Source organism: Streptomyces sp. bgisy159 (assembly GCF_057707805.1).
Window position 1 is genome coordinate 88,124 of record NZ_JBYIQX010000013.1, and the last position, 21,792, is coordinate 109,915.

General features: G+C 73.9%; 18 protein-coding genes. 8 read left to right on the forward strand and 10 right to left on the reverse strand.

What is annotated here, in order from left to right; translation table 11 throughout:
• Positions 1-97: 97 nt before the first annotated feature.
• Positions 98-559, reverse strand: coding sequence for a DUF5709 domain-containing protein (locus AC3ET3_RS15490; protein WP_432136464.1), 462 nt, complete (start codon positions 557-559; stop codon positions 98-100).
• A gap of 341 nt (positions 560-900) precedes the next feature.
• Between AC3ET3_RS15490 and AC3ET3_RS15495 the strand changes: the two genes are divergently transcribed.
• Both AC3ET3_RS15495 and AC3ET3_RS15500 read left to right on the forward strand, forming a co-directional pair.
• Entirely contained in the window at positions 901-2,373 is a 1,473-nt protein-coding gene (locus AC3ET3_RS15495) for an APC family permease (protein WP_435612322.1), read from the forward strand.
• A gap of 9 nt (positions 2,374-2,382) precedes the next feature.
• Positions 2,383-3,342 (forward strand): hypothetical protein, encoded by a 960-nt coding sequence (locus AC3ET3_RS15500; protein WP_432136462.1) that lies wholly within the window; start codon positions 2,383-2,385, stop codon positions 3,340-3,342.
• Between the two features lie 258 nt (positions 3,343-3,600).
• Here the strand turns inward: AC3ET3_RS15500 and AC3ET3_RS15505 are convergent, their stop codons facing one another.
• The 3 genes from AC3ET3_RS15505 to AC3ET3_RS15515 all read right to left on the reverse strand — a co-directional run bounded on the left by AC3ET3_RS15505 (position 3,601) and on the right by AC3ET3_RS15515 (position 5,923).
• A complete protein-coding gene (locus AC3ET3_RS15505) occupies positions 3,601-4,545 on the reverse strand; it encodes a lysylphosphatidylglycerol synthase domain-containing protein (protein WP_435612323.1) in 945 nt (314 codons plus the stop codon).
• 147 nt (positions 4,546-4,692) lie between these two features.
• Complete coding sequence (locus tag AC3ET3_RS15510) at positions 4,693-5,448, reverse strand: HAD family hydrolase (protein ID WP_432155221.1); 756 nt, start codon at positions 5,446-5,448, stop codon at positions 4,693-4,695.
• 79 nt (positions 5,449-5,527) lie between these two features.
• On the reverse strand, positions 5,528-5,923 hold the full coding sequence (locus AC3ET3_RS15515) for a YybH family protein (protein ID WP_435612324.1): 396 nt from the start codon (positions 5,921-5,923) through the stop codon (positions 5,528-5,530).
• 36 nt (positions 5,924-5,959) lie between these two features.
• Between AC3ET3_RS15515 and AC3ET3_RS15520 the strand changes: the two genes are divergently transcribed.
• The gene (locus tag AC3ET3_RS15520) at positions 5,960-6,625 is read left to right on the forward strand and encodes a nucleoside/nucleotide kinase family protein (protein ID WP_435612325.1); all 666 of its coding nucleotides are present in this window, start codon (positions 5,960-5,962) and stop codon (positions 6,623-6,625) included.
• A gap of 82 nt (positions 6,626-6,707) precedes the next feature.
• Here AC3ET3_RS15520 and AC3ET3_RS15525 read toward each other — a convergent pair whose 3' ends face one another.
• The 5 genes from AC3ET3_RS15525 to AC3ET3_RS15545 all read right to left on the reverse strand — a co-directional run bounded on the left by AC3ET3_RS15525 (position 6,708) and on the right by AC3ET3_RS15545 (position 13,214).
• The gene (locus tag AC3ET3_RS15525; protein WP_435612326.1) at positions 6,708-8,543 is read right to left on the reverse strand and encodes a hypothetical protein; all 1,836 of its coding nucleotides are present in this window, start codon (positions 8,541-8,543) and stop codon (positions 6,708-6,710) included.
• Between the two features lie 6 nt (positions 8,544-8,549).
• On the reverse strand, positions 8,550-9,428 hold the full coding sequence (locus tag AC3ET3_RS15530) for a carbohydrate ABC transporter permease (protein ID WP_432136456.1): 879 nt from the start codon (positions 9,426-9,428) through the stop codon (positions 8,550-8,552).
• A gap of 30 nt (positions 9,429-9,458) precedes the next feature.
• On the reverse strand, positions 9,459-10,436 hold the full coding sequence (locus AC3ET3_RS15535) for a carbohydrate ABC transporter permease (RefSeq protein WP_432136455.1): 978 nt from the start codon (positions 10,434-10,436) through the stop codon (positions 9,459-9,461).
• Positions 10,437-10,483: 47 nt separating this feature from the next.
• Entirely contained in the window at positions 10,484-11,815 is a 1,332-nt protein-coding gene (locus AC3ET3_RS15540) for an ABC transporter substrate-binding protein (protein ID WP_432136454.1), read from the reverse strand.
• Between the two features lie 265 nt (positions 11,816-12,080).
• A complete protein-coding gene (locus AC3ET3_RS15545) occupies positions 12,081-13,214 on the reverse strand; it encodes an ROK family protein (protein WP_432136453.1) in 1,134 nt (377 codons plus the stop codon).
• Positions 13,215-13,427: 213 nt separating this feature from the next.
• On the opposite strand from AC3ET3_RS15545, the gene AC3ET3_RS15550 reads away from it, so the two are divergent.
• The 5 genes from AC3ET3_RS15550 (at position 13,428) to AC3ET3_RS15570 (ending at position 20,863) form a co-directional block, all read left to right on the forward strand.
• Complete coding sequence (locus AC3ET3_RS15550; protein WP_435612327.1) at positions 13,428-14,369, forward strand: N-acetylglucosamine kinase; 942 nt, start codon at positions 13,428-13,430, stop codon at positions 14,367-14,369.
• 197 nt (positions 14,370-14,566) lie between these two features.
• Positions 14,567-16,492, forward strand: coding sequence for a phosphatase PAP2 family protein (locus AC3ET3_RS15555; protein ID WP_435612328.1), 1,926 nt, complete (start codon positions 14,567-14,569; stop codon positions 16,490-16,492).
• Positions 16,493-16,765: 273 nt separating this feature from the next.
• Positions 16,766-17,689: a MurR/RpiR family transcriptional regulator gene (locus AC3ET3_RS15560; protein WP_432136450.1), complete on the forward strand. Its 924-nt coding sequence runs from the start codon at positions 16,766-16,768 to the stop codon at positions 17,687-17,689.
• A 309-nt stretch (positions 17,690-17,998) separates the two neighbouring features.
• A complete protein-coding gene (locus tag AC3ET3_RS15565) occupies positions 17,999-18,379 on the forward strand; it encodes a hypothetical protein (protein WP_432136449.1) in 381 nt (126 codons plus the stop codon).
• Positions 18,380-18,472: 93 nt separating this feature from the next.
• Complete coding sequence (locus AC3ET3_RS15570; protein WP_435612329.1) at positions 18,473-20,863, forward strand: SpoIIE family protein phosphatase; 2,391 nt, start codon at positions 18,473-18,475, stop codon at positions 20,861-20,863.
• A gap of 236 nt (positions 20,864-21,099) precedes the next feature.
• On the opposite strand, the gene AC3ET3_RS15575 is transcribed toward AC3ET3_RS15570, so the two are convergent.
• Complete coding sequence (locus AC3ET3_RS15575) at positions 21,100-21,738, reverse strand: peptidoglycan-binding domain-containing protein (protein ID WP_435612330.1); 639 nt, start codon at positions 21,736-21,738, stop codon at positions 21,100-21,102.
• Between the last annotated feature and the right edge of the window lie 54 nt (positions 21,739-21,792).

The window sequence follows — 21,792 nt, forward strand, 5'->3', positions numbered from 1 at the left end:
GGCCGCGCTCATCCCCGGGCCGCGCGCTCACGTCGTGGCCACGCTCCGCCCTCGCGGGCCGCGTTCCGTCCTCGCGTGTCCGCGCTCCCCCGGCCCGTCACTCCTCGATGACGTGGACCGCCGCCTCCTCGGCGCTCGCGGCGCCGCCGTCCACGCCCTTGTCCTCGGCGATCTCCTCCTTGGTGGTGTCGGGGTGGGCGCCCTGGTCGGGGGCGACCAGCCGGCCGGCCCGCTCCTCGCCCGCCTCGGGGTCCACGGGTTCGCCCTCGCCACCGGGCAGGTCGCCGACGCCGTCCCCGACGGGCTCACCGACGTCCGGGACCTCCTGGCCCAAGCGCTCGTCGAGGGTCTCGCCGTCGTGCTGTTCGGCGGCGGTGACGCCGTGCTTGGTGACGCCCAGCGGCTTCTCCGGCGGTGAGTAGCCCTCGTCGAGCATGTCGTCGTAGGTGCGTTCGTCGACGGCGTCCTGAAGGTCCAGCGGCGCCGCGTCCTGCTGTTCCTCGTTGCTTCCGGTGGGCTGGTAGGCGTCGTCGCCCATCGCCTGGGGCTCGCTGCCCATGGGTGCCTCCTTCGCTCGCCGGGTGTGCGGTGTCGCGGTACCCGTTTCCCGGTTCGCGTTTCCCGGCTGAGGTCCCCCAATCCCGGCATGTGCCGGGCGCACGGTCCGGACGGAGAATTCCGCTCCGCCAATCTTGAAAGATCAAAGGCTGGCACTATCATCACTCGCACACTCCGTGTGACCGTCCGCCGACGCACCGTGTGACGGTCGCCGCCACGCCCCGCTCCGCCGGCACCCCGAGGCCACCCCTCGCGGTGCGCGGCGGTCGCTCGACCCCCCACCCCCCGACGCCGCTCGGACGCTGGTGTCCGCGAGGCGTGCACGACGGAAAGCAGCGCACCATGAGCTACAGCAGCGGCCGCGGCCTGCGGGCCGATGCCCTGGGCACGTCCGACACGGTGGTGATGGCGGTGGCGGGCAGTGCGCCCGCCTACTCCATCGCCGCCGGCACCGCCGTCCTGGCCGGAGCGGTGGGCCTGGCGAGCCCGGCGGCGCTGCTGTACTGCGCGATACCGATGGCCGGCATCGCGCTGGCGTTCAGCCGGCTCGGCCGCATCGACGTGAACGCGGGCGCCAGTTACTCCTGGGTGGGGCGCACGCTCCACCCGTTCCTCGGGTTCCTGAGCGGCTGGGCGCTGGTGGTGTCGGCCACGATCTTCATGGTGGCGGGGTCGCTGCCCGCCGGTTCGATGACGCTGGCGCTGTTCGACGCGGACCTGGCCGACGACACGGCGCTGTCGACGGTCGTCGGAGCCGCCTGGTTCCTGGTGATGCTCGGGGTGGTGCTGGGCGGGGCTCGGCTGACCGTGCGGGCGCAACTGCTGATGACCGGCGTGGAGTCGGCGATCCTGGTCCTGTTCGCACTGCTGGCCTTCCTGCACCAGGACACGGCGCGCTCGTTCGACCCGTCGTGGCTGGGTCCGGGCCACTTCGACGGGGTCTCCGGGTTCGCGTCGGGGGCGCTGGTCGCCGCGTTCTTCTACTGGGGCTGGGACGTCACCGGCAACCTCAGTGAGGAGACCCGCGACAGCCGCCGCACCTGCGGGCTCGCGGGGCTGATCGGCCTCGGCGCCGTCTTCGTGCTGTTCGAGGTGTTCACCGTCGCGGCGAACGTCATCCTGACGTCGGACCAGGTCCAGCACAGCGGCGCCGGTGTGCTGGCGGTGCTGGGCGAGGAGATCTGGCCGGGCTGGGGCGGCCGGCTGCTGACGGTCGCGGTGATGCTGTCCACCATCGCCACGCTGGAGACCACCCTGGTGCAGGTGACCCGCTCGCTGTTCGCGATGGGCCGGGACCGTACGATGCCGGCCGCGCTGGGCCGGGTGCACGCGCGGTGGAACACGCCGTGGGTGGCGTGCGCGGTGGTCGGCACGGTGGCGCTGGCACTGTTCGTGGCGTCCAACGCGCTGGGCACGGTGGGCGACATCCTCGGCGACGCGATCTCGGCGATGGGCCTGCAGATCGCCGTGTACTACGGCCTGGCGGGTCTGGCGGCGGTGGTCGCCTACCGCAGGACGCTGCTGTCGTCGCCGGCCGCGTTCCTGCTGGGCGGGGTGTGGCCGCTGTCGGGGTCGCTGTTCATGTTCTGGGTGTTCGCCGAGTCGCTGGGCGAGCTGAGCCCGTCCGCCGTGGCGATCGGTCTGGGCGGCCTGGCGGCGGGTGTGGTGCCGATGCTCTGGTTCTGGCGGCGGGGCAGCGAGTACTACCGGCCCGCCCGGCTGGACGCCTCGCGTACGGTGGAGGCGCGGTCCGTGCCGGGACTCTCCCCGGCCGCGCGCTCGGCGTCGTACGAGGGCCTTCCCACCGACTTCTGAGGGGGTCCGATGGCGCGCGACCGCTTCGCCCTCGACTTCGACCCCGACTGCGGGGACCGGGCCGTCTCCGCCGCCCGGCACGACATCGTCATCGGCCGCTGGCAGGGCCTGCGGGAGCTGCTGCGGGCCACCGGGCCCGACTGGACGGTGCGCGGCTTCCGGGTGCGGCAGCTGGCGCAGGCCTGCGCGGGCACGTCCACGGTGGAGACCTGGCTGGCCGCCGAGCCGCGCAGCGCGGACGCGCTGGTGCTGTGGGCTGCCACGGAGACCACCCGGGCCTTCCACCTGGCCATCGCCGCGGGACGCGGGGTGCCGATCGACCAGGAACGCGTGGACGCCGCGGTGCGGGCGTGCCTGGCGGCGACCGAGGCGTACCCGGCGGACCCGACGCCGTGGATCTCGCTGATCTCGGTGGCGCGGCTGTACCCGGCCGGGGTGCGGCGGCAGGAACTGGCCCGCTGGTGGGACGAGTTGCACCGGCGTGACCGGTACAGCATGGAGGGCCACCTGCAGGTGCTGCACTATTACGCGGCCCGCTGGCACGGCACGCACGGGCTGATGTACGACTTCGCCCGCGACGCGGCCGGGGTGGCGCCGCCCGGCTGCCCGCTGCCGGTGCTGGTGCAGTACGCGCGCGTGGAGGAGTACCGGTACGCGCGGGACATGCCGGGCGGCCGGGCGCCCGGGCTGCTCTCTTGCCAGCACTGGAAGCACGACGGCGCCGTGAGCGACGTACGGCGCACCTGGGACCGCTGGATCGCCGTCCGGCCCGGCGGCGCGGTCGCGCCCGCGGAGCTGCGCGACCTGAACTGTCTGGCCCACGCGGCCTGTTGGGCGGGGGCGGACGACATCGCGGGCGCGCTGCTGCGGATGCTGGGCCGACGGGTCACCCGTACGCCCTGGTCGTGCACGGGCGACCCCGCCCAGCAGATCATGCGGCGACGCAGGGAGTTGGCGGTGCCGGCGTAGGGCAGCCGGCCGCGGCTCTCCGCAGGGGCGCTCGAAGCCCACCCTCCCGTTGCTCGCCGGAGCCACGGGGTGGATGCGGCGGTGGCGTCCGGGCAGCCGGTGGCGGAGTCGGCGGCCCCCGCTGCGCGGCCTGCGGCGCCCCGGGGCGGCGCGCCGTCCCGGGCCATCACGGCTTCCCCACTCCCGCAGGCCCACGGAGTCCGGAGCCCTCCGCGTGGAAGCGGCGCTTCTCGTACAGGGCGCACGCCCCCGCACCCGTCACAGTGCCCGGCGTCGGACGAGCACCCCCAGCACCAGCAGGCCCGGGACCAGCGGCAGCCATACCGTCAGCAGCCGGTATCCGAGCACCGTCGAGGCCGCCGTCGCGCCCGGTGCCCCGGCGGCGGCGAGGGCGAGGACGAGGGCCGCGTCCAGGGAGCCCAGACCGCCGGGTGTCGGCAGCAGGGCGGCGGCCGTGCTCGCGGCGACGTACAGCAGCGCCACCCGAGCCGGGGGCAGCGGCAGTTCGACGGACCGGGCGACGGCGACCAGCACCAGCGCGTGCAGGGCGGCGAAGGCGAGCGAGCCGCCCCACAGCGCGGCGGCCCGGCCCGGGCGGGCGTGCACGGCCCGCAGATCGCCGCCGACCGCCGCCAGGGCGCGCCGGCAGCGGGGCCGCAGCGGGCCGCACAGCAGCAGGACGAGCCCGGCCGCGGTGGCGGCGACGACGGCGGCGCCGGTCGGGGAGACCCCGGGGAGCCGCACGACTCCGGGGCAGGCCGGAGCGAGTACGGCGATCAGGGCGACGCGGACCAGGGCGGCGGCGGCCGCCTTCACGGCCAGCGCGCTCGCCGAGCGGGCCGCCGGGAGGCCGCAGCGCATCAGGAACCGCAGGTTGACCGCGCTCGCGCCGACCCCGGCGGGCAGCACGTGGTTGGCGGCGGAGGCGGCGAACTGGGCGGCCACCAGCCGGGCGCCGGGCAGCCGCCGGGGCACGGCGCCCTGCTGGGCGAGGGCCGCCGAGGCCCAGGTGGCGAGGGTGGCGGTGGCGCCGAGCAACAGCCAGCCCTGGTCGGCGGCGGCGAGCCGGCCGGCGCCGCCGCGCAGCAGCGGCCAGTGGCTGTGGGCCAGCCAGACGGCCGCGCACAGCACCGCGACGGACAGCGGCGTGTGCCAGGCAACGCCCCGCCGGACGGGTGCGGCGACGCACGGCTCGGTCGTCATGCGGCGCTGCCCCTCTCGACGGTCGGCTCGCGGCGGCCAGCATCCGGCGTCCCTGCGGAGTGCGCGGATCACGGTCAAATTAACCCGGTCTTCCGCGGGCCGTCCCGTCCGGTGCGCCCGTGCGGAGGACGCGCGGGGCGTGGTGACTCAGCCGGAGCCCGTCAGTTCCGCGAGGTCCCGGACGACGATGTCCGCGCCGTGCGCGTAGAGGGCGTCGGCCTGACCGACGCGGTCGACGCCCACCACGTACCCGAAGCGGCCGGAGCGGCCGGCGTCCATGCCGGCCAGGGCGTCCTCGAAGACGGCCGCGTGGGACGGCTCGACGCCCAGGTCCGCGGCGGCGGCGAGGAAGGTGTCGGGGCGCGGCTTGCCGGGCAGCCGCCGCTCGGCGGCCACCACGCCGTCGATCCGCACGTCGAAGAGCCTCTCCGCGTCGAGGGAGCGCAGCACGGCCAGGGTGTTGGCGCTGGAGGAGACGATCGCGGTGCGCAGGCCGTGCGCGCGGGCGGTCTCGATGTAGCGCAGGGTGCTCTCGTAGGGTTCGACGCCCTGGCTGCGGATCCTGTCCAGCAGCAGGGCGTTCTTGCGGTTGCCGAGGCCGTGGACGGTCCGGGCGTCGGGCGGGTCGTCGGTGGTTCCCTCGGGCAGTTCGATGCCCCGGGAGGCGAGGAAGGTGCGCACGCCGTCGGCGCGGGGCAGGCCGTCGACGTACTCGTCGTAGTCGTGGGAGGCGTCGAAGGGGCGGAAGGAGCCGCCGTCGCGCTCCCGCAGGAACGCGTCGAAGGTCTCCTTCCAGGCCGCGGCGTGCACCAGGGCGGTGCGGGTCACCACGCCGTCGAGATCGAACAGGCAGGCCTGGATCGTGTCGGGCAGTCCGAGCGAGGTCGTCGATTCGGTCGTCATGAGGACACCGTTCCCCTCCGGGGGCCGATCGTGCGTCCGGCACCCTTGCCGCATGGCTCCGCGGTGCGTCGGCCGGGCCTCAGTCGTGCGGGAAGGAGTGGTGTTCGTGGGCGATCAGCCAGCGGTCGCGCTCCTTGCGCAGCCCGAACGTCAGCCGCAGCCGCAGCCCGGGGTGCGCGGCCAGCTCCTCCGGGCTGCCGCAGCGCAGCAGCGCGTGCGCGTAGGCGACGTACGCGCCGGCGGTGATGTCCAGGGTGTCTATCTCGAAGCGCGCGCCGGTGGCCTGCCAGGCGAAGAACGGCGGCCACAGCGCCCGGTAGGCGGCCAGGCCCCGCAGGCCCTCGGGGGGCGGCGGCACGTTGTACATGACGAGGTCCTCGGCGTGGCCGGCCAGCACGCCGTCGAGGTCGCCCCGGTGGACGGCGTCGGCCCAGCGGGTGATCAGGGTGCGGATCTGCGTCTCGTCGTCGGGCACGGTCCTCCTCCTTCCTCCGGGTGACACACTGCGGGTGTGTCTGTTCTGTTCGACGATCTGGTCCTGCGTGCCCGTTCCCTCGTGCGGGACGGGCGGCGGGCGCTCCTCGGCATCACGGGTGCCCCGGGCGCGGGGAAGACGACGCTCGCCGAGCGGCTGGTGGCCGCGCTGAACGGCGCCGGCCGGCCATGGGCGGCGCACGTCCCGATGGACGGCTTCCACCTCTCCGACACCGAACTGGACCGGCTGGGCCGCCGTGACCGCAAGGGGGCGCCGGACACGTTCGACGCCGCCGGGTACGCGGCGCTGCTGCGGCGCCTGCGGGACGACACCGAGGACGTGGTCTACGCGCCCGGCTTCGAACGGGTCCTGGAGCAGCCGATCGCCGGGGCCCTCCCGGTGGCGCCGGCCGCGCGGCTGGTGGTGACGGAGGGCAACTACCTGTTGCTGGAGACGGGCGCGTGGGCGCGGGTGCGGCCCCTCCTGGACGAGGTGTGGTTCTGCGAGGCCGACGAGGAGTCGCGGCTGCGCGGGCTGATCGCCCGGCACGAGGAGTTCGGCAAGAGCCACGAGGACGCGGTGGCCTGGGTCATGCGCTCGGACCAGCGCAACGCCGAGCTGGTGGCGGCGACCCGGGAGCACGCGGACCTGGTGGTGCGGGGCGTCGTGGGCCGGCCGGGACGGGAGCGGACCGCGCCGTAGCGGTGCCGCACCGGGGGAAGCCGGAGCGGACCGCCGTGGGTGAGCGGCGGTCCGACCGCTCGCCGTCTCGGGGCGCGTCAGGTCACGGTGCCGCGCGCAGCGTCAGTTCCGGTTCCCCCCGGGCGTCGCCCGCCGGGTCGCCGAGTACGGCGGTGAACGCGTCGGTGCGTACGGTCAGACCCGCCTCCGCGTGCTCGACGGACACCCGGAGGGGTTCCGCACTGCCGTAGCGGACCGCGAAGACGGTGAGGTCCTCGGGGTCGCCGGGCAGCGGGTCCGCCTCCAGGGCCGTCGAGGAGACCAGGTGCCGCCACCCCTCGTCCGGGTCGCCATAGCCGCGCGGGTCGGCCGCCAGGGCGAAGGCCGCCTGTTCCTGGGTGAGTTCGGCGCGGGCGTCGAAGTGCTCGGGCCCCGACGACGCGGGGTGCGTGAGGCGCAGGGCGCCGGCCGCGCCCACGGCCGCCTCGGCGGTGCGGCGCACACGGTCGCCGTCGTCGGCGGCGTACGGCATCCCGGCGAGCAGGTACGGCGTGCCGTCCAGCCGCTCGACGGCCACGGTGACCCACAGGAGGGTGCCGTCGGTGACGTACAGGGACCGCACGTGGCGCAGGACGTGGTCGCGGCCGACGACCGGTTTGGTGACCAGTTTGGCCGTGAGGCCGCCCGCGCGGGCGTCGCGGACGCGCACCTCGCCCATGGGGCGGCACAGCAGGAAGCCGTCGGCGACCGGTCCGTGGCCGTGCTGGCGGTTCACGGCGGCCGGCAGGCAGTAGGTGCCGCCGGCCTCGACGACCGCCGGGGTCATCCGGTCGTCGAAGGCCACCGACACCGTGCCCGAGCGCAGTTGATGGCGGGAGAAGCCGTTCGACGGGGTGCGGTGCCAGCGGGTGGGGTCCTGGATCTGCCAGACCAGCATCCACGCGAAGTGGCCGTCGACGCCGCCGTCGGCCTTCACCGCGTGCCGTCCCCAGCGGGTGTCGCCCCGGTAGCGGCCCAGGTCGGCGCCGACGCGGGCGCCGAAGTAGCGCAGTCCGAGCATCGCTTCGAAACCGGAGTGCTGCTCGCTGTAGCGGGGGCCGCCGTTGTCGAAGCCGCCGCCGGTGAGGCGGGCGTCGATGTAGCGGGCGAGGGTGTCGCCGTCCTCGGCGAACACCTCCTCGCCGCTGACGATGTGGGCCTGGGCGAGGAAGGACAGGGAGATCGGGCCGTAGTTGTTGTCGTAGGCGCCGCCGTGCTCGGGGGGCAGCAGCGCGCCCCGGTCGCGGACCCGGTGGGCGCGGATCTCCTCGCGGTACAGCTCCAGCGCCCGGGAGCGCACCGCCGTGCCCTCGTGGCCGGGGAGGTGGCGGGCCAGCATCAGCCCGCCGACCACGCAGCCGATCGCCTGGTTGCCGGCCTCCTGCGGGTTGAAGAACGTCGCCTCGGTCAGCCAGCGCCAGTAGCCGCGCGCCACGTCCAGCAGTGCGGCGCGCTGCTCGTCGGGCACCAGCCCGTCCGCGAGGTCGAGGACGTCGACGGCCTGGAGCAGCGCCCACACCGTGCTCGGCCAGTCGCCGATGGGGTGGGCACCGGGTCGAAGGACGTAGCGGGCGTAGGGCAGACCGGAGTCGCGCACCCTCAGGTTGGGGTAGCCGGGGTTGTCGTCCCGGTACACCCGTCGCTCCAGATGGAAGGCGAGGCTGCGGCGCACGGCCTCGGGCAGCCGGGGGTCCTTGCCGCGCTGCCAGGCCAGGGCCAGCAGGGAGGTGATGCCGAGGGAGGTGTCGCCGACGTCGTCGGTGCAGTCCGGGTGTTCCAGCCCGCCCTCGGGGGTGAGGCGGGCCAGCGCCTGCTCGGTGACGTCGGCGAGAACGGCGTCGTAGGCCTCGGGGGTGTCGGGCAGGTCGTGCAGCGGGCCGCGCTGGCGGGGGAGGTGCATGTCGCGTCAGCCCTTCATTCCGGAGGTCGCCAGGCCTTCCACCAGCCTCTTCTGGAAGACGAGGAAGCAGATGAGGGTGGGCAGGAGGGCGAGGGTCGACATGGCGAACATGGCGCCGTACGACGAGCCGCTGGTCTTGTCCAGGAAGAGGGTCAGGCCCAGCGGGACGGTGAAGCGGTCGTTCTGCTGGAGGTAGACGAGCTGGTGGAGGAAGTCGTCGTAGGTCCAGATGAAGGTGAAGATCGTGGTGGTGACCAGGGCCGGCTTCATCAGCGGCAGGATGATCTTCCAGTAGATCTGCAAGGGGTTGGCGCCGTCCATCATGGCCGCCTGGTCCAGCTCGCGCGGGATGGAGCGGATGAACTGGACCATCAGGAAGATGAAGAAGGCGTCCACCGCGAGGAACTTGGGCACGATCAGCGGCAGGAAGGTGTTGATCCAGGTCAGGTTGTAGAAGATCGTGTACTGCGGGATCAGCACGGCCTGGGTGGGCAGCATCAGCGTGCCGAGCATCAGCCCGAACCAGACCTTCTTGCCGCGGAACTCGAAGCGCGCGAAGGCGTAGGCCGCCAGTGAGCAGGAGATGACGTTGCCGATGACCGCGCCGATGGTGACGATCAGCGAGTTGGTGATGTAGAGGGAGAAGGAGTTGCCGGAGCCGCTCCAGCCCTCGGAGTAGTTCTCGGGGCGGATCTCGCCCGGGATGAGCCCGGGGTGGGTGAAGATCTCGCCGTCGGGCTTGACGGAGCTGCTGAGCATCCACAGCAGCGGGTAGAGCATCACGACGGCGACACCGACGAGCAGCGTGTGGATCAGGATGCGCCGGGGCCCGGGCAGCGAGCGGAACTTCTGCAGCGGCGTCGGGGAGGGGGTGATGGCGGACATGGGAGGTGGTTCCTCTTCCTCGCTCAGGCGTCAGTCGTCGTAATGGACCCAGTAGCGGCTGGCGATGAAGTTGACCGCCGTGAAGAGGGCGATGACCAGGAAGAGCACCCAGGCCAGCGCCGAGGCGTAGCCCATCTCCAGGTCGGTGAAGCCCTTCTTGTACAGGTAGAGGGAGTAGAGCATCGTCGAGTTGAGGGGGCCGCCGGAGCCGTTGCTGATGACGAAGGCGGGGGTGAAGGTCTTGAACGCGTCGATGATCTGCAGGACGACGTTGAAGAAGACGATCGGGGTGAGCAGCGGCAGGGTGATGCGGAAGAACCGGGTGACGGGTGTCGCGCCGTCGATGGCGGCGGCCTCGTAGACGTCCTTCGGCAGCTGCTTCAGGCCGGCGAGGAAGATGACCATCGGGGTGCCGAACTGCCAGACGGCCAGCAGGACCAGGGTGTAGAGGGCGCTGTCGGGGCTGGAGATCCAGTCCTGGCCCTCGATGCCGAACCAGGCGAGGAAGTCGTTGAAGAGGCCGTCGCCGCCGAAGACCTGGCGCCAGACGATGGCGACGGCGACGGCGCCGCCCAGCAGTGAGGGCAGGTAGAAGGCGGCCCGGTACAGGCCGATGCCCTTCAGGTCGCGGTTGAGGAGCATCGCCACCCCCAGTGCGAGGGCGAGTTTGAGGGGCACGGAGACGACGACGTAGATGAGGGTGGCGTGCACCGAGTCCCAGAAGACCGGGTCGTCGCCGAACATCCGCGAGTAGTTGTCCGCGCCGACCCACCGCGCGGGGGTGAGCAGGTCGAAGTCGGTGAAGGACAGGTACAGCGAGTCGAGCATCGGGTAGATCGTGAGGCCGAACAGCCCGACGAACCAGGGGGCCAGGAAGAGGTACGGCCACCATCCGCCACCCCGCCGTCTGGCGAGGCGGCGACGCTGGCGCTCGCGTTCCCGCAGGTCGGACGGGGTGGTCGGAGCCGCCGGCTCCGTCACGACCGCGTCGGTCTTCACGGTGGTCATACTCATCTCCCTGGCCCTCTCCCGGTGTTTCAGACGTACGGCGCGGCCTACTTGGCCAGGATTCCGGCCGCCTGGTCGAAGAACGCGCCCAGTTGTGCCTTGATCGACTTCTTGCCGAAGGCGATGGCGAGGTTGGACTGGAACAGCAGGTCCCAGACCTGGTCGGCGCCCTGCGGCGGCGGCACGGGTGCGGGGAGCGCGTTGCCGGCCTTGGAGACGCGCTGGGAGATGTAGTCGGCGTTGGCCATGTTCAGCTTGTCCGTCTCGGTCAGGCCGGAGGCGATGAGGTCGCGGGCCTTCTCGGTCGGCGGGATGCCGCGCAGCAGCTGCATGTCCTTGATGGCGGTGTCGTCCTGCGCGAAGAACGACATGATCTTGACGGAGTCGTCGATCTTCTTGCTCTTCTTCGTGGCGCTGAGCAGCACGCCGCCGTTGACGAAGTTGCCCTCGCGGGCGCCGGACCAGTCGCCCTGCGGGGTGGGCAGGAAGTCCAGCTGGGCGTCGGTGATGGAGCCGCCCGCGCCGTAGACGCCGGAGTCGAAGGTGAACAGGGCCTTGCCGATGACGACGGCGTTCTTGGTGAGGTCGTTGTGCGCGGCGGAGGTGATCGCGGCGGGGCCGCAGGCGTTGGTGGCGCGCATCTCCGCCCAGTACTCCCACCACTCCTGGAGGGTGTCCGGGGTGAAGCCGAGCTTCTTGCCGTCGTCGGTGAAGAAGGTCTCGCCCTTCTCGCGGGCGAAGATCTCGAAGCACTGGAGGGTGGAGCCGCCGCCGTCGTCGACGCCGTAGGTCTTGCCGCCGCTCTTCTTGTGGACGTCCTGGGAGATCTTCTTCAGGTCGGTCCAGGTCCACTCGCGGTCCGGCAGCTTCAGGCCGAGGGCCTCCAGGCCGCTGCGGTTGACGGTGAGCTGGTTGACGCCGATGCCCGACGGGACGCCGTACAGCTTGCCGTCGACGGTGCCGGCGGCGAGGAGCGTCTTGGAGAAGCCGGTGAGGTCCAGGGTCTTGCCGACGTAGGAGTCCAGCGGGGCGAGGACACCCTTGCGGGCGTACTGGGCGACCAGCGCGGTGTCCATCTGCATCAGGTCGGGCGCGCTGCCGCCGGCGACGTTGGTGTTGAACTTGTCGAAGTACCCGTCGTAGCCGGAGTAGGTCTCCTGGACCTCGATCTTCGGGTTCTTCTTCTGGAAGGTGGCGAGCGCCTTCTTGTACGCCGCGTGGCGCTGGTCGCTGCCCCACCAGATCATGGTGAGCTTGTCGCTGCTGGAGCCCGCGCCGGTGCCGCCGGCGCAGGCGCTGAGCGAACCGCCCAGTGCAGCCGCGACGGTGACGCCGCTCGCGGCGCGGAACAGGCTTCTGCGCGAGATGTGGTGACCCACCGGGTCCTCCCTGGATGTGCGTGACGGATCGTCCGGCCGGTCGATACGGCTCGGGTCCTTTGCGGAAGGCGCTTTCTGTGCGCGACCTCGCCCGGTCGCGCCATCCTGACGGGTACCGGCCCCCGGCGCCATGGCCGTCGTCACGCGAGCACGCCCTCGCGCGGCTGCCGTACCTCGGGTACGGGCGGGACACTCCCCTCAAGTCGGCGTCCCGGCCGACTTAGAAAGCGCTTGTCCGGACATTGGCAGACCGGGCGGGAGGGCGTCAATCCTCCACCCGCGCTCCCCGGGTCACGGTTTGGACTCCCCGGGCGACGGCGAGGCGGGCGGCCCCGACGACGGTACCCAGATCGCCCACGGTGCTGCTGACCACCTCGGTGGGCCAGCTGAGCCGCGCCAGCTCGGCACGCACCCCGGGCAGCAGCCGGTGGTCCGCGCCGGTGCTGCCGCCCAGCACGATGAGCCCCGGGTCCAGCACGGCCGTCACGGCCGCGGCGAGCCGGCCCACGTCCACGGCGTGGCGGTCGACGACGGCCCGCGCGGCCGGCCGGCCCGCGCCGGCGAGGGCGAAGAGCCGTTCGGTGGTGCGGGGGCACGGGCCGTCCGTGTCCGGCCAGGTGTCGCGGGCGCGCCGCAGCAGGGAGCGGGCGCCCAGGTACTGCTCCAGGGCCTCATGGCGGGGTACGCGGTCGTCGTCCCACGGGTAGGGCAGCCGGGCGAGTTCACCGGCGGCACCGTTCGCCCCGCGCAGCACCCGGCCGCCGACCACGATGCCGAGGCCGACGCCGACGCCGACCCGGAGGTAGCCGAAGGTGTGGCGGCCCCGGGCGGCGCCCTCGTGCAGCTCCGCCAGGGCCGCGCAGTTGACGTTGTTCTCCAGGTGCACCGGGACGCCCGGGGGCAGGGCGACGGCCACGGCGTCGAAGACCGGCCCGGCCTTGGCCGTCGCGGGACGCATCCCGGCGCCCGTGCCCTCGGGCCGGGTGACATCGCCGACGGCCATGACGATGGCGCGCAGCGGGGCGTCGGCGGGCAGCGCGAGCAGCACGTCACGCACCACGTCGACGGCGTCGGCCCGGGAGCCGTCGGCCTCGGTGAGCAGGGCGCCGTCCAGGGAGCAGGCCCGGACCCGGGTGAGCGCGGGTCCGAGGTCCACGGCGAGGACGGCCCCCGCCGCCGGGCCGAGGCGGTAGACGGCGGCCGAGCGGCCGGTACCGCTGGAGGCGGTGCCGGAGTGGGCGGCGAGGCGGACGCCCTCCAGTTCGGCCACGGCGGCGGACACGGTCGGCTTGGACAGCCCCGCCAGGCTCGCCAGCTGCGGCCGGGTCGCGCTGCCCGCCTGAGCCAGCACGGTGAACACGGTGTTCGCGCTCTCGGTCAGACGGGGAGCGCTCGTCACTACGTGTTCCACGGTTCTCCCACAGGTCGTCGGCGGTGCGGTGTGTGTGTGGGGGGTTCAAGGACCCTTGACGCCCCGTACTTCGTTAGTTAATTTCCTAACGAATCCCACGGTACTCGCCTGCCGTGGTCCGCCGGAAGCCCGTCCCGGGGCTTCCCCGACCCTCTGCTCCAGCTCCAGGCACGGCTCGCCCGCCGTCGCGGCCCAGCGCACATGACGCTGTGCGCATACGACGAAAGAGGATCCGTGCACGACGCCCTGTCCTCGTCCCCGCTCGTGGTCGGCATCGACGTGGGCGGCACCAAGACGCACCTGCGCGCGCTCGCGGGGGACGCCGTGGTCGCCGACCACGTCCGGCCGAGCACCGGCTGGCGCCCGCACGACGCGCCGGCCGCCGCCCGCCGGTTGGCCGAGACGGTCCGCGAGGCGCTGCCCGCGGGGAGCACGCCCGCGGCCGTCGCCGTGGGCGCGCACGCCTGCGAGACCCACCGTCAGTGCGCGCGGCTCCGTGCCGCCGTGGCCGAACTCCTGGGGGTGCCCGCGCGGGTCGTGGGCGACGCCGAACTCCTGGTCCCCGCCGCCGGTCTGGACCAGGGTGTCGGCCTGGTGGCCGGCACCGGCTCCGTCGCGGTGGGCCGGCTGCCCGACGGCACGTCCGTGCAGGTGGGCGGCTGGGGCGCGGTCCTCGGAGACGAGGGCGGCGCGGCCGGGCTGGTCCGGCAGGCCGCCCGTGCGGTGTGGGCCGCACACGATCGCGGCGAGCCGCCCGACCCGCTCACGCTCGCCCTGACCGGGGCGTTCGGCGTGGTGGAGGTCCCGGCCCTCGGCGCGGCCCTGGAGAGCGCCACCGACGTCTCCGCCGAGTGGGGCCGGCACGCCCCGGTCGTCTTCGCCGCCGCCGAGGCGGGTTCCCCGCTCGCCCGTTCCGTGATCGCCGAGGGCGGCCGGGCGCTGGCCGCCCTCGTCGCCGGGCTCGCCGCGCGCGGGGTGCCGGTCGACGACGTGGTGGTGGCGGGCGGCACCGTACTCGGACGGCCGGCACTGTACGGCGCCTTCACCGCGGCGCTCGCCGAGGCGGTGCCCGGCGCCCGCGCCAGGCCGCTGGCGGTGGCGCCGGTCGAGGGCGCGGTGGCGCTGGCCCGTTCGATCCTGTGACCCCCGAACGTCCCGTTCACCCCCGGGACACGCACCGGCCGCCCGGTGATCCGGAAGGCGACACGCCCCGGCCGTAGATCTTCGCGCAGAGGCGGCGACCGGCTCGTCGAGCCGTCACGACCGCTCAGGACCGCACTCGTTCGCACGACCTCAGCCCCCGGCCGCAGGGCCGGTCCACTCTCCAGAGAGGCACACGCATGCCGTCGTCCCGCGCCGGGCTCCAGCCCTCCGCGTCCGTGAACAGAAGGCGCTTGCTGAAGGCGTCCGTCGGTGGTTCGGCCGCGCTCGTCGCCGCGCCGACCCTGGTGTCCTGGCTGGCCGCCGCGGACGCCAAGGCCGCCGACGGCGCCGCGCTCGCCGACTTCGTCGACGACTACAGATCCAACGTCATCGCCCACCAGACGGCCGAGACGAACGCCGTGGTGCGGATACTGGGCGGGTTCGCCCGGGTGTGGAAGACGGGGGACACCTGGAACACGGGCAGTCCCCTGCGGCCGGAGGTGCTGCGCGCGAACATGCGCTACTGCGCCCGCGTGACCGCCGGGCGTACCGAGGAGCAGGCGAAGGAGTCGTTCGTCTACGACCGCCAGCACCAGAGCTACGCCGTGATCGCCGCTCTGGGCCCGCTGGCCGGCCTGTACCGGGAGGGCGCCCGGGCGGTCACCTCGATCACCGGGGCGCCGGACGGCACCCCCGCGGGCAAGGTCCACGACGAGGTGCCGGCCGATGCCCCGGCGGGCTCCGCACTCGGCGCGGGGGCGCACGACTCGGCCCTGGGCAGGGTGGCCGAACTGGTGGACACGGTCCGCGGGCCGTTCGCCTCCGGCAACCCGGCCAAGTACGCCCACCAGTACCCGCGCCCCTGGCGCATGAACGAGGACAGCGAGGTCGTCGACACCGGCCGGACCGACGACCTCGGCTACCCGGTGTACGACTCGCGGGTGGTCGTGGCGCCGCAACTGCTGCGCCAGCGCAGCACCTCACCGGCGGACGACGGAGGCTTCCCCAGCGGCCACACCAACGCCTACCACCTGGCCTGCCTGGCGTTCGCCTACGCGGTACCGGAGCGCTTCCAGGAACTGGTCACCCGCGCCTTCGAGTTGTCACACACCCGGATCGTGGCCGGCATGCACTCCCCCGTCGACGTCGTCGGCGGCCGGGTCATGGCCACCGCCCTCGCCGCGGCCACCCTGGCCGACCCGGCCAACGCCGAGCTGAAGGCGGCCGCCCGGGCGCAGGCGCTGGCCTACTTCACCGAGCGCACCGGGACGGACCCCGACACGCTGTTCGCGTACGCGCACCCGGGCGCCGACGACCCGTACGCCGACCGGGCGGCCAACGCACGCGTGGTGCGGCCCAAGCTGACGTACGTCCTCACCCGGCACGGCCGCGAGCGGCCGCTCACGGTGCCGAAGGGCGCCGAGGTGCTGCTGGAGACGCGACTGCCGTACCTGAGCGCGGCCCAGCGCCGCGAGGTGCTGCGCACCACCGCTCTGCCGTCGGGCTACGTACTGCTGGACGGTCCCGAACAGTGGGGCCGGCTGGACCTGTTCACGGCCGCCGACGGCTACGGCGCGTTCGACTCCGACGTGACGGTCACCCTGGACGCGGCACGCGGCGGTTTCCACGCGGCCGACGTCTGGCGCAACGACATCGCGGGTGAGGGCGGGTTGACCAAGGGCGGCTCCGGAACGCTCACTCTGACCGGGCACAACCGCTACCACGGCTCCACCGTCGTGACGGCGGGCACGCTCGTCGCCGGGCACGCGAACGCCCTCGGCCAGGGCGACGTGCTGCTGCGCGGCGGCACCCTGCGCGCGGACCGTCCGGTGCGGGTGCGCGGCGCATGGCTCCAGGAGTGCGGCGGGACGCTCGACCTGGCTCTGCGCAGGGACCACGGCCCGGTGCTCGGCGTCTCCGGGCGGGCGCGTCTGGACCGCGGCAGCGCGCTCACGCTGCGGCTGGACGCGGAGCGCCCCCCGCGGGCCGGCACCACCGTCCCGGTACTGCGGGCCGGGGGACTGCGCGGCCAGTTCGACCGGATCGACGTGTGCTCCGAGACCCTGCGCGCCGAGCCCGTGTACACCGCCCACGGCGTCTCGGTCCGCCTCCTGAACCGCTGATCCGCCCCGGCGGCGGGCACCGGTGCGGGCGCCCCCACACGCCCCACCGGTCCGCCCCGGCCACGGCTGCCCCGGGCCGAGCCGCCGGGGGCGGCTCCCGCCTCGACCGGGAGGTGACGGGGCAGCCGGGCAGGAGGCCGAGGTCGCCTCCCGGCCCTGCTCTGTCGCAGGTGAGGGGGGTACGAACCGGTGCCCGGGGAGGTCCGGGGCCCCTGGGTGACCACGCTGCGTGAGCTATGTTGAGTGGTCGTGGGAGACAAAGGAAGCACCCCCGTGCCATCGCCGCAGCAGGCACGCGCGCAGGCGTCAGCGATCACCTCGGGCAGGACGGCTCCGGAGGAGGGTGGCTCCCCGACGTCACGGCTCCGGGCGCTCTTCGACGGGCCCCACCTGTCCCCGGGGCAGCGACGCATCGCCCAGTACCTGATCGAGAACATCACCGAGGCCGCGTTCCTGTCGATCACCGACCTCGCCGAGCGGGTCGGCGTCAGCCAGCCGTCGGTGACCCGCTTCGCGGGGGCCGTCGGCTTCAGCGGCTACCCGGCGCTGCGGGAGAGGCTGCAGTCGATCGCGCTCGGCACCCTCGCGAGCGGCGGCGCCGCGGCCGAGGTGAACCGCAGCAACGAACTCCAGGCGGCGGTCGACGCGGAGCTCGAGAACCTGGAGAACCTGCGCCGGGACTTCGCCGACCCCGACCAGGTGATCGAGATCGGCCGCAGCCTGTCCCGGTCCGCGCCGCTGACCGTGCTGGGCCTGCGCATCTCCGCCTCGCTCGCCGAGTACTTCGCCTACGCGGCCCGCCGTATCCACCCCGACGTTCGGCTGGTGACCCGGGGCGGCACCGTCGCGTACGACGCGTTGCTGCAGTCCCGGGAGGCCGGCGGCAGCTGGGTGCTGGCGTTCTCGATGCCCCGGCACGCCCAGGAGACCCTGACGGCGGTGCGGGTCGCCCGGGGCGCCGGACTGAAGGTCGCGCTGATCACCGACCTGGCGCTCGGGGCGATCGCCGACGAGGCGGACGTCACGTTCGCCACCGGGACCGGTTCCCGGCTGGTGTTCGACTCCTATGCGGCGCCCGGCCTCATGGCCGCCGCGCTGCTGCAGGCGATGACCGACGCCGGCCCCGAGCGGACCCAGGCGCGCCTGGAGGAGTACGAGCAGATCGCCGAGCAGCACCAGTTCTTCCTGCGGGAGTGAGCTCCGCTCCCCCGCCCCCACCGCACCCCGGCCGCGCCTTCACTCACTGCGACTATTCACAACAGATCACGCATGAATGTTTTCATACGTCTTGCAAAGGAGACGGCATATATAAATACTGCTCACGTCCGCACCGCCCGATAAGGGCACCTGAACGGGCACCCGGAGCCGCCGTCCCCTACCCACGACGGTCCCAGGGTGTTCGGGGCATCGCCTGCGCGAGCGCCCGTGGCGGTCCCGGCCATCCCCTAGGCCGGGGCCGCCCCGAACCCGTCGGACCACCCGATCCGACGTCGTACACCGGAAGCGATGAACATGGCCCTCACGACGACGCGCATCAGCCCGGACTGGCCCTGCCAGGTCAAGACCCCCGGTAGCTACGACTGGGAGCGGTCGGCGGCCAAGTGGCTGCGCGAGCTGGTGCCCGCGCGCTACGCCAGCTACCCCGCGCTGCTGCGCCACCCGGTGCTGCTCGCCCGCCACGCGCAGATCCAGGTGCAGCAGGAGATCCGGGTCGCCCGCACCGCCCTGCAGACCGCCCGCGCCGACCTGCCCCGGCTCGGTATGCCCGAGTCCGTCATCGAGCACACCATCAAGCTCTACGCGGCCGAGATCATGCAGCTGCAGCACATCGCCCGCAGTGTCCGCGCGGTCACCGACGCCCTCGTGGACCGCGCCGCCGGGCGCTGACGGCGCCGCCGGCCCCGGCCGCCGGACCGGGTGCTCCGGGCCGGTGCCCGCCAGGACCTCATCGGATCCCCCGCTGTGTGCGATGCTCAAGACGTGACGAGGGAACCCGCGGTGCCGGGTGAGCCGGGCGACGTGTCGGAGCTCGCCGCGCTGACCCGTGAGGTCGCGCGCCAGCGCGCCGAGATGGACCGGCTGCAGGAGATCGCGGCCACCGCCGCCGTGGTGGAACGGGCCAAGGGCGCCGTCATGGCGCAGACGGGCTGTTCGCCGGACGCCACCGACGAGATTCTGCGACAGCGGGCGAAGGCGGCCCGCCGCACCCTGCTGGAAGAGTGCTGGATCGTCCTGGGGAATCTCACGCCGGCCCCCCGCCCGGACCGCTCGCCGCTCGGGGACGAGCTGGTGGACCCGGAGGCGGATCCGGTGCCCGCCCTCGCCGACGACGTTTCCGACGCCCTCGGCCGGCTCGGCCGGGCCCTGGTCCGGGTCGGCACCCCGCAGGCCCTGGCCCACTGCCTGCTCGGCCATCTCGGCCCCGGCCTGGGCACCGACGCGGTCATGCTGTTCGCACTGCTGCCCGGCGGCGGCCTGGAGCTGGTGGGATACGCCGGGATCGACGACGCGCTGGCCCGCCAGTGGCACCAGGTGCCCCCGCTGCCCGGCATACCCGCTCTGGACGCCCTCCGCAGCGGGCAGCCCCGCTGGCTGGACGGCACCGGAACCGAGCACGCCGGATACCCCCTGCTCGGGGGCGCCCCGGGACAGTGGCGCTCCCAGGCCTGGGTGCCGGTGTGGGTCGGGGAGCACGCGGACGTCGTCATCGGGGTGCTGCGGGGTGCGGGGAGCGCGTTCACCTCGCGGGACCGCCGGCATCTGGTGGCCGTCGCCCGGCTCTGCGCCGGTCCGCTGCGCATGTTCGGGACCCGAAGGGAGTCCCCCGTCGGCCCGGCCGTGGACGCCCTGCAGGCGGTGTTCGAGCGGCTGCCGGTCGTCGCGTTCCTGCTGACGCCGCTGCGCGCGGCGTCGGGCCGGGTGGAAGACTTCCGGATCGACGCGGCCACCGCGGAGGCCTTCGACGGCCTCGGCCGACAGGGTCGCGAACTGCTCGGGCTGCGACTGCTGGAGTGCTGGCCGACCGTGGCCGACGAGCCGCTGTGGCAGGGCTTCCTGAACACGCTCGCCGACGGACGGCCGTACCGGAGCGACCCCTTCACCCGACAGCGGGCGGTGGCCGGCGGCACTGAGCTGTCCACCTTCTCGGCACGGGTGGAGCGGCTGGGCGACCAACTGGTGGTCAGCTGGTTCCGGGACGGCCTCACGGGCCGCCGGGAACACCGGCCGGCCGACGACCAGCGGCTCGGCAACCTCGGCTGGGCCAGCTGGAACCTGGCCGCCCGGGAGGCCACCTGGTCCGCCCAGCTCTACGCCCTCTTCGACCGGGACCCGGCGCAGGGCCCGGTGCCGCTGACCGGACTGGCCGAGCTGGCCCTGCCGGAGGACGCGGCCGCCCTCGCCCGGGCCGTCGACGAGCTGGTGCACGCGGGACGGCCGTGTGACCTGCAGTTCAGGATCGCCACCCGCAGCGGCATACGGCATCTGCGGGCGGTCGCCGAGGCGGCGGCCGGCGCGGACGGCGCAACCGTGGAGGTGCACGCCTGCGTGCAGGACCTCACCGCACAGCGCAGCGCCGAACTCGCGCTGGTCGCCAGTGAGCGCGCGATGCTGACCCAGCACCATGTACTGCAGGCCGAGCGGACCGTGGCGGCGCGGCTGCAGCACGCGCTGCTGCCGCTGTCGCGCCGGGCGGTGCGGCTGGCCGGGCTGCGCGTCGAAGTGTCCTATCTGCCAGCGCAGTCGGGACTGAGCGTCGGCGGGGACTGGTTCAGCGCCATCGAACTACCCGACGGGGACGCCCTGCTGGTGGTCGGTGACGTCGCCGGACACGGCATGGACGCGGTGGCCACGATGGCGCAACTGCGGTTCACAGCCAAGGGCATGGTGATCACCGGCTCCACCCTGACCGGCGCGCTGGCCCGGCTCAACACCCTGCTGCTGCACTCCCGGGGGCCGCACGGCTCGGCCACCATGGTGCTGGCCCGCTACCGCGCCGCCGAACGGCGGCTGGTGTGGGCGCAGGCCGGCCACCTGCCGCCGCTGCTGGTGCGCGGCGGCCGGGCCCGCTGCCTGGACCGGCCGGCCGGCGTGCTGCTGGGGGCTTGCGACACCCCGCTCTACGAGGAGGCGGAGTGCCGGCTCGAAGCCGGGGACCGGGTCGTGCTGTACACCGACGGACTGGTCGAGCGGCCCGGTGAGAGCATCGACCAGGGGCTGGAGCGGCTCATGGGCGCGCTCGAGGCGCAGGCCCGGGGCGGCCACGCCTCGTTGGACCGGCTGCTCGGTACGGTGCTGGAGGGCGAGCAGCGCGACGACCTCTGCGTGCTGGACCTGCGGGTCCCGCAGCCCGGTGAGGCCGCCACCGCCTGACGGCGGGTCCGAGGGGTCACTCGCCGCGGTGCCGCCAGTACCAGAACACTCCGACGAGCAGGGCCACGAGGAACACGACGGGCAGCAGCAGACCGGGGATGCGGGAGACGTCCATGCAGAGGGCTTTCGGTTCGGTGGGCCGAGGTGCCGAACGCCCGTCGACCCGGCCCTCATTGTGACACGCGCCACACCTCTCCCGGCCGGGCCGACCGGCCCCGCCCCGGTCCGGTGGTCCCCTACGTCCGCGCCTCCAGTTCGCGGCGCGTGTCGTCGCCGTACACACCGGTCTCGTCGCCGCGGACGCCGTACCAGAGCTGGAAACGGGCGACGGCCTCGGTGAGGGCGCTGTCGTAGCGGCCGTCGGCGGCGCGCGCGTCGTAGACGTCCGGGATGCGTCCGAGGCGCCGCTGCAGCTCGCTCACCTCCGGCCCGATGTCACCCTCCCGGAGGATGCCGGTCCGGTCCGAGGTCACCGGGGCGGACGGGCCGGCCGGCGTCGACGGCGGCGGAGTCGCCGTCGCGTCCCCCCGGTCCGGAAGCAGCAGCGCACTGCCGAACCCGGCCAGGGCGGCGGCGAGGATCCCGCCGGCGACCGCGGCGCGCCGGCGGCCCGGGAGCACGGCGGGGACGGTGGCGGCCGGCGCCGCGCCGGCCGCCACGGCGGCGCGCCGCCTCCGCGTCGCGGGCCCCGGTCGCGGCGGCCCGGCGTCCCGGACGGACGGAGCGCGAGGCGTGGCCGGGGCGGCGGCGGGCGGGTCCTCGGTGAGTTCGCGGAAGAGTTCCGCGAGGGCGTCGGTGCTCCGGTGCCGTATCACCCGGATCGGTTCGAGGACTTCTCGCTGCCGGGACTCCCCCGGTTCGGGCGGTGTGGGCACCCTTGTCTCCTTCGCTGCCGTGGCTCCCCGGGGAGTGATACGGGTGCGGCCCGG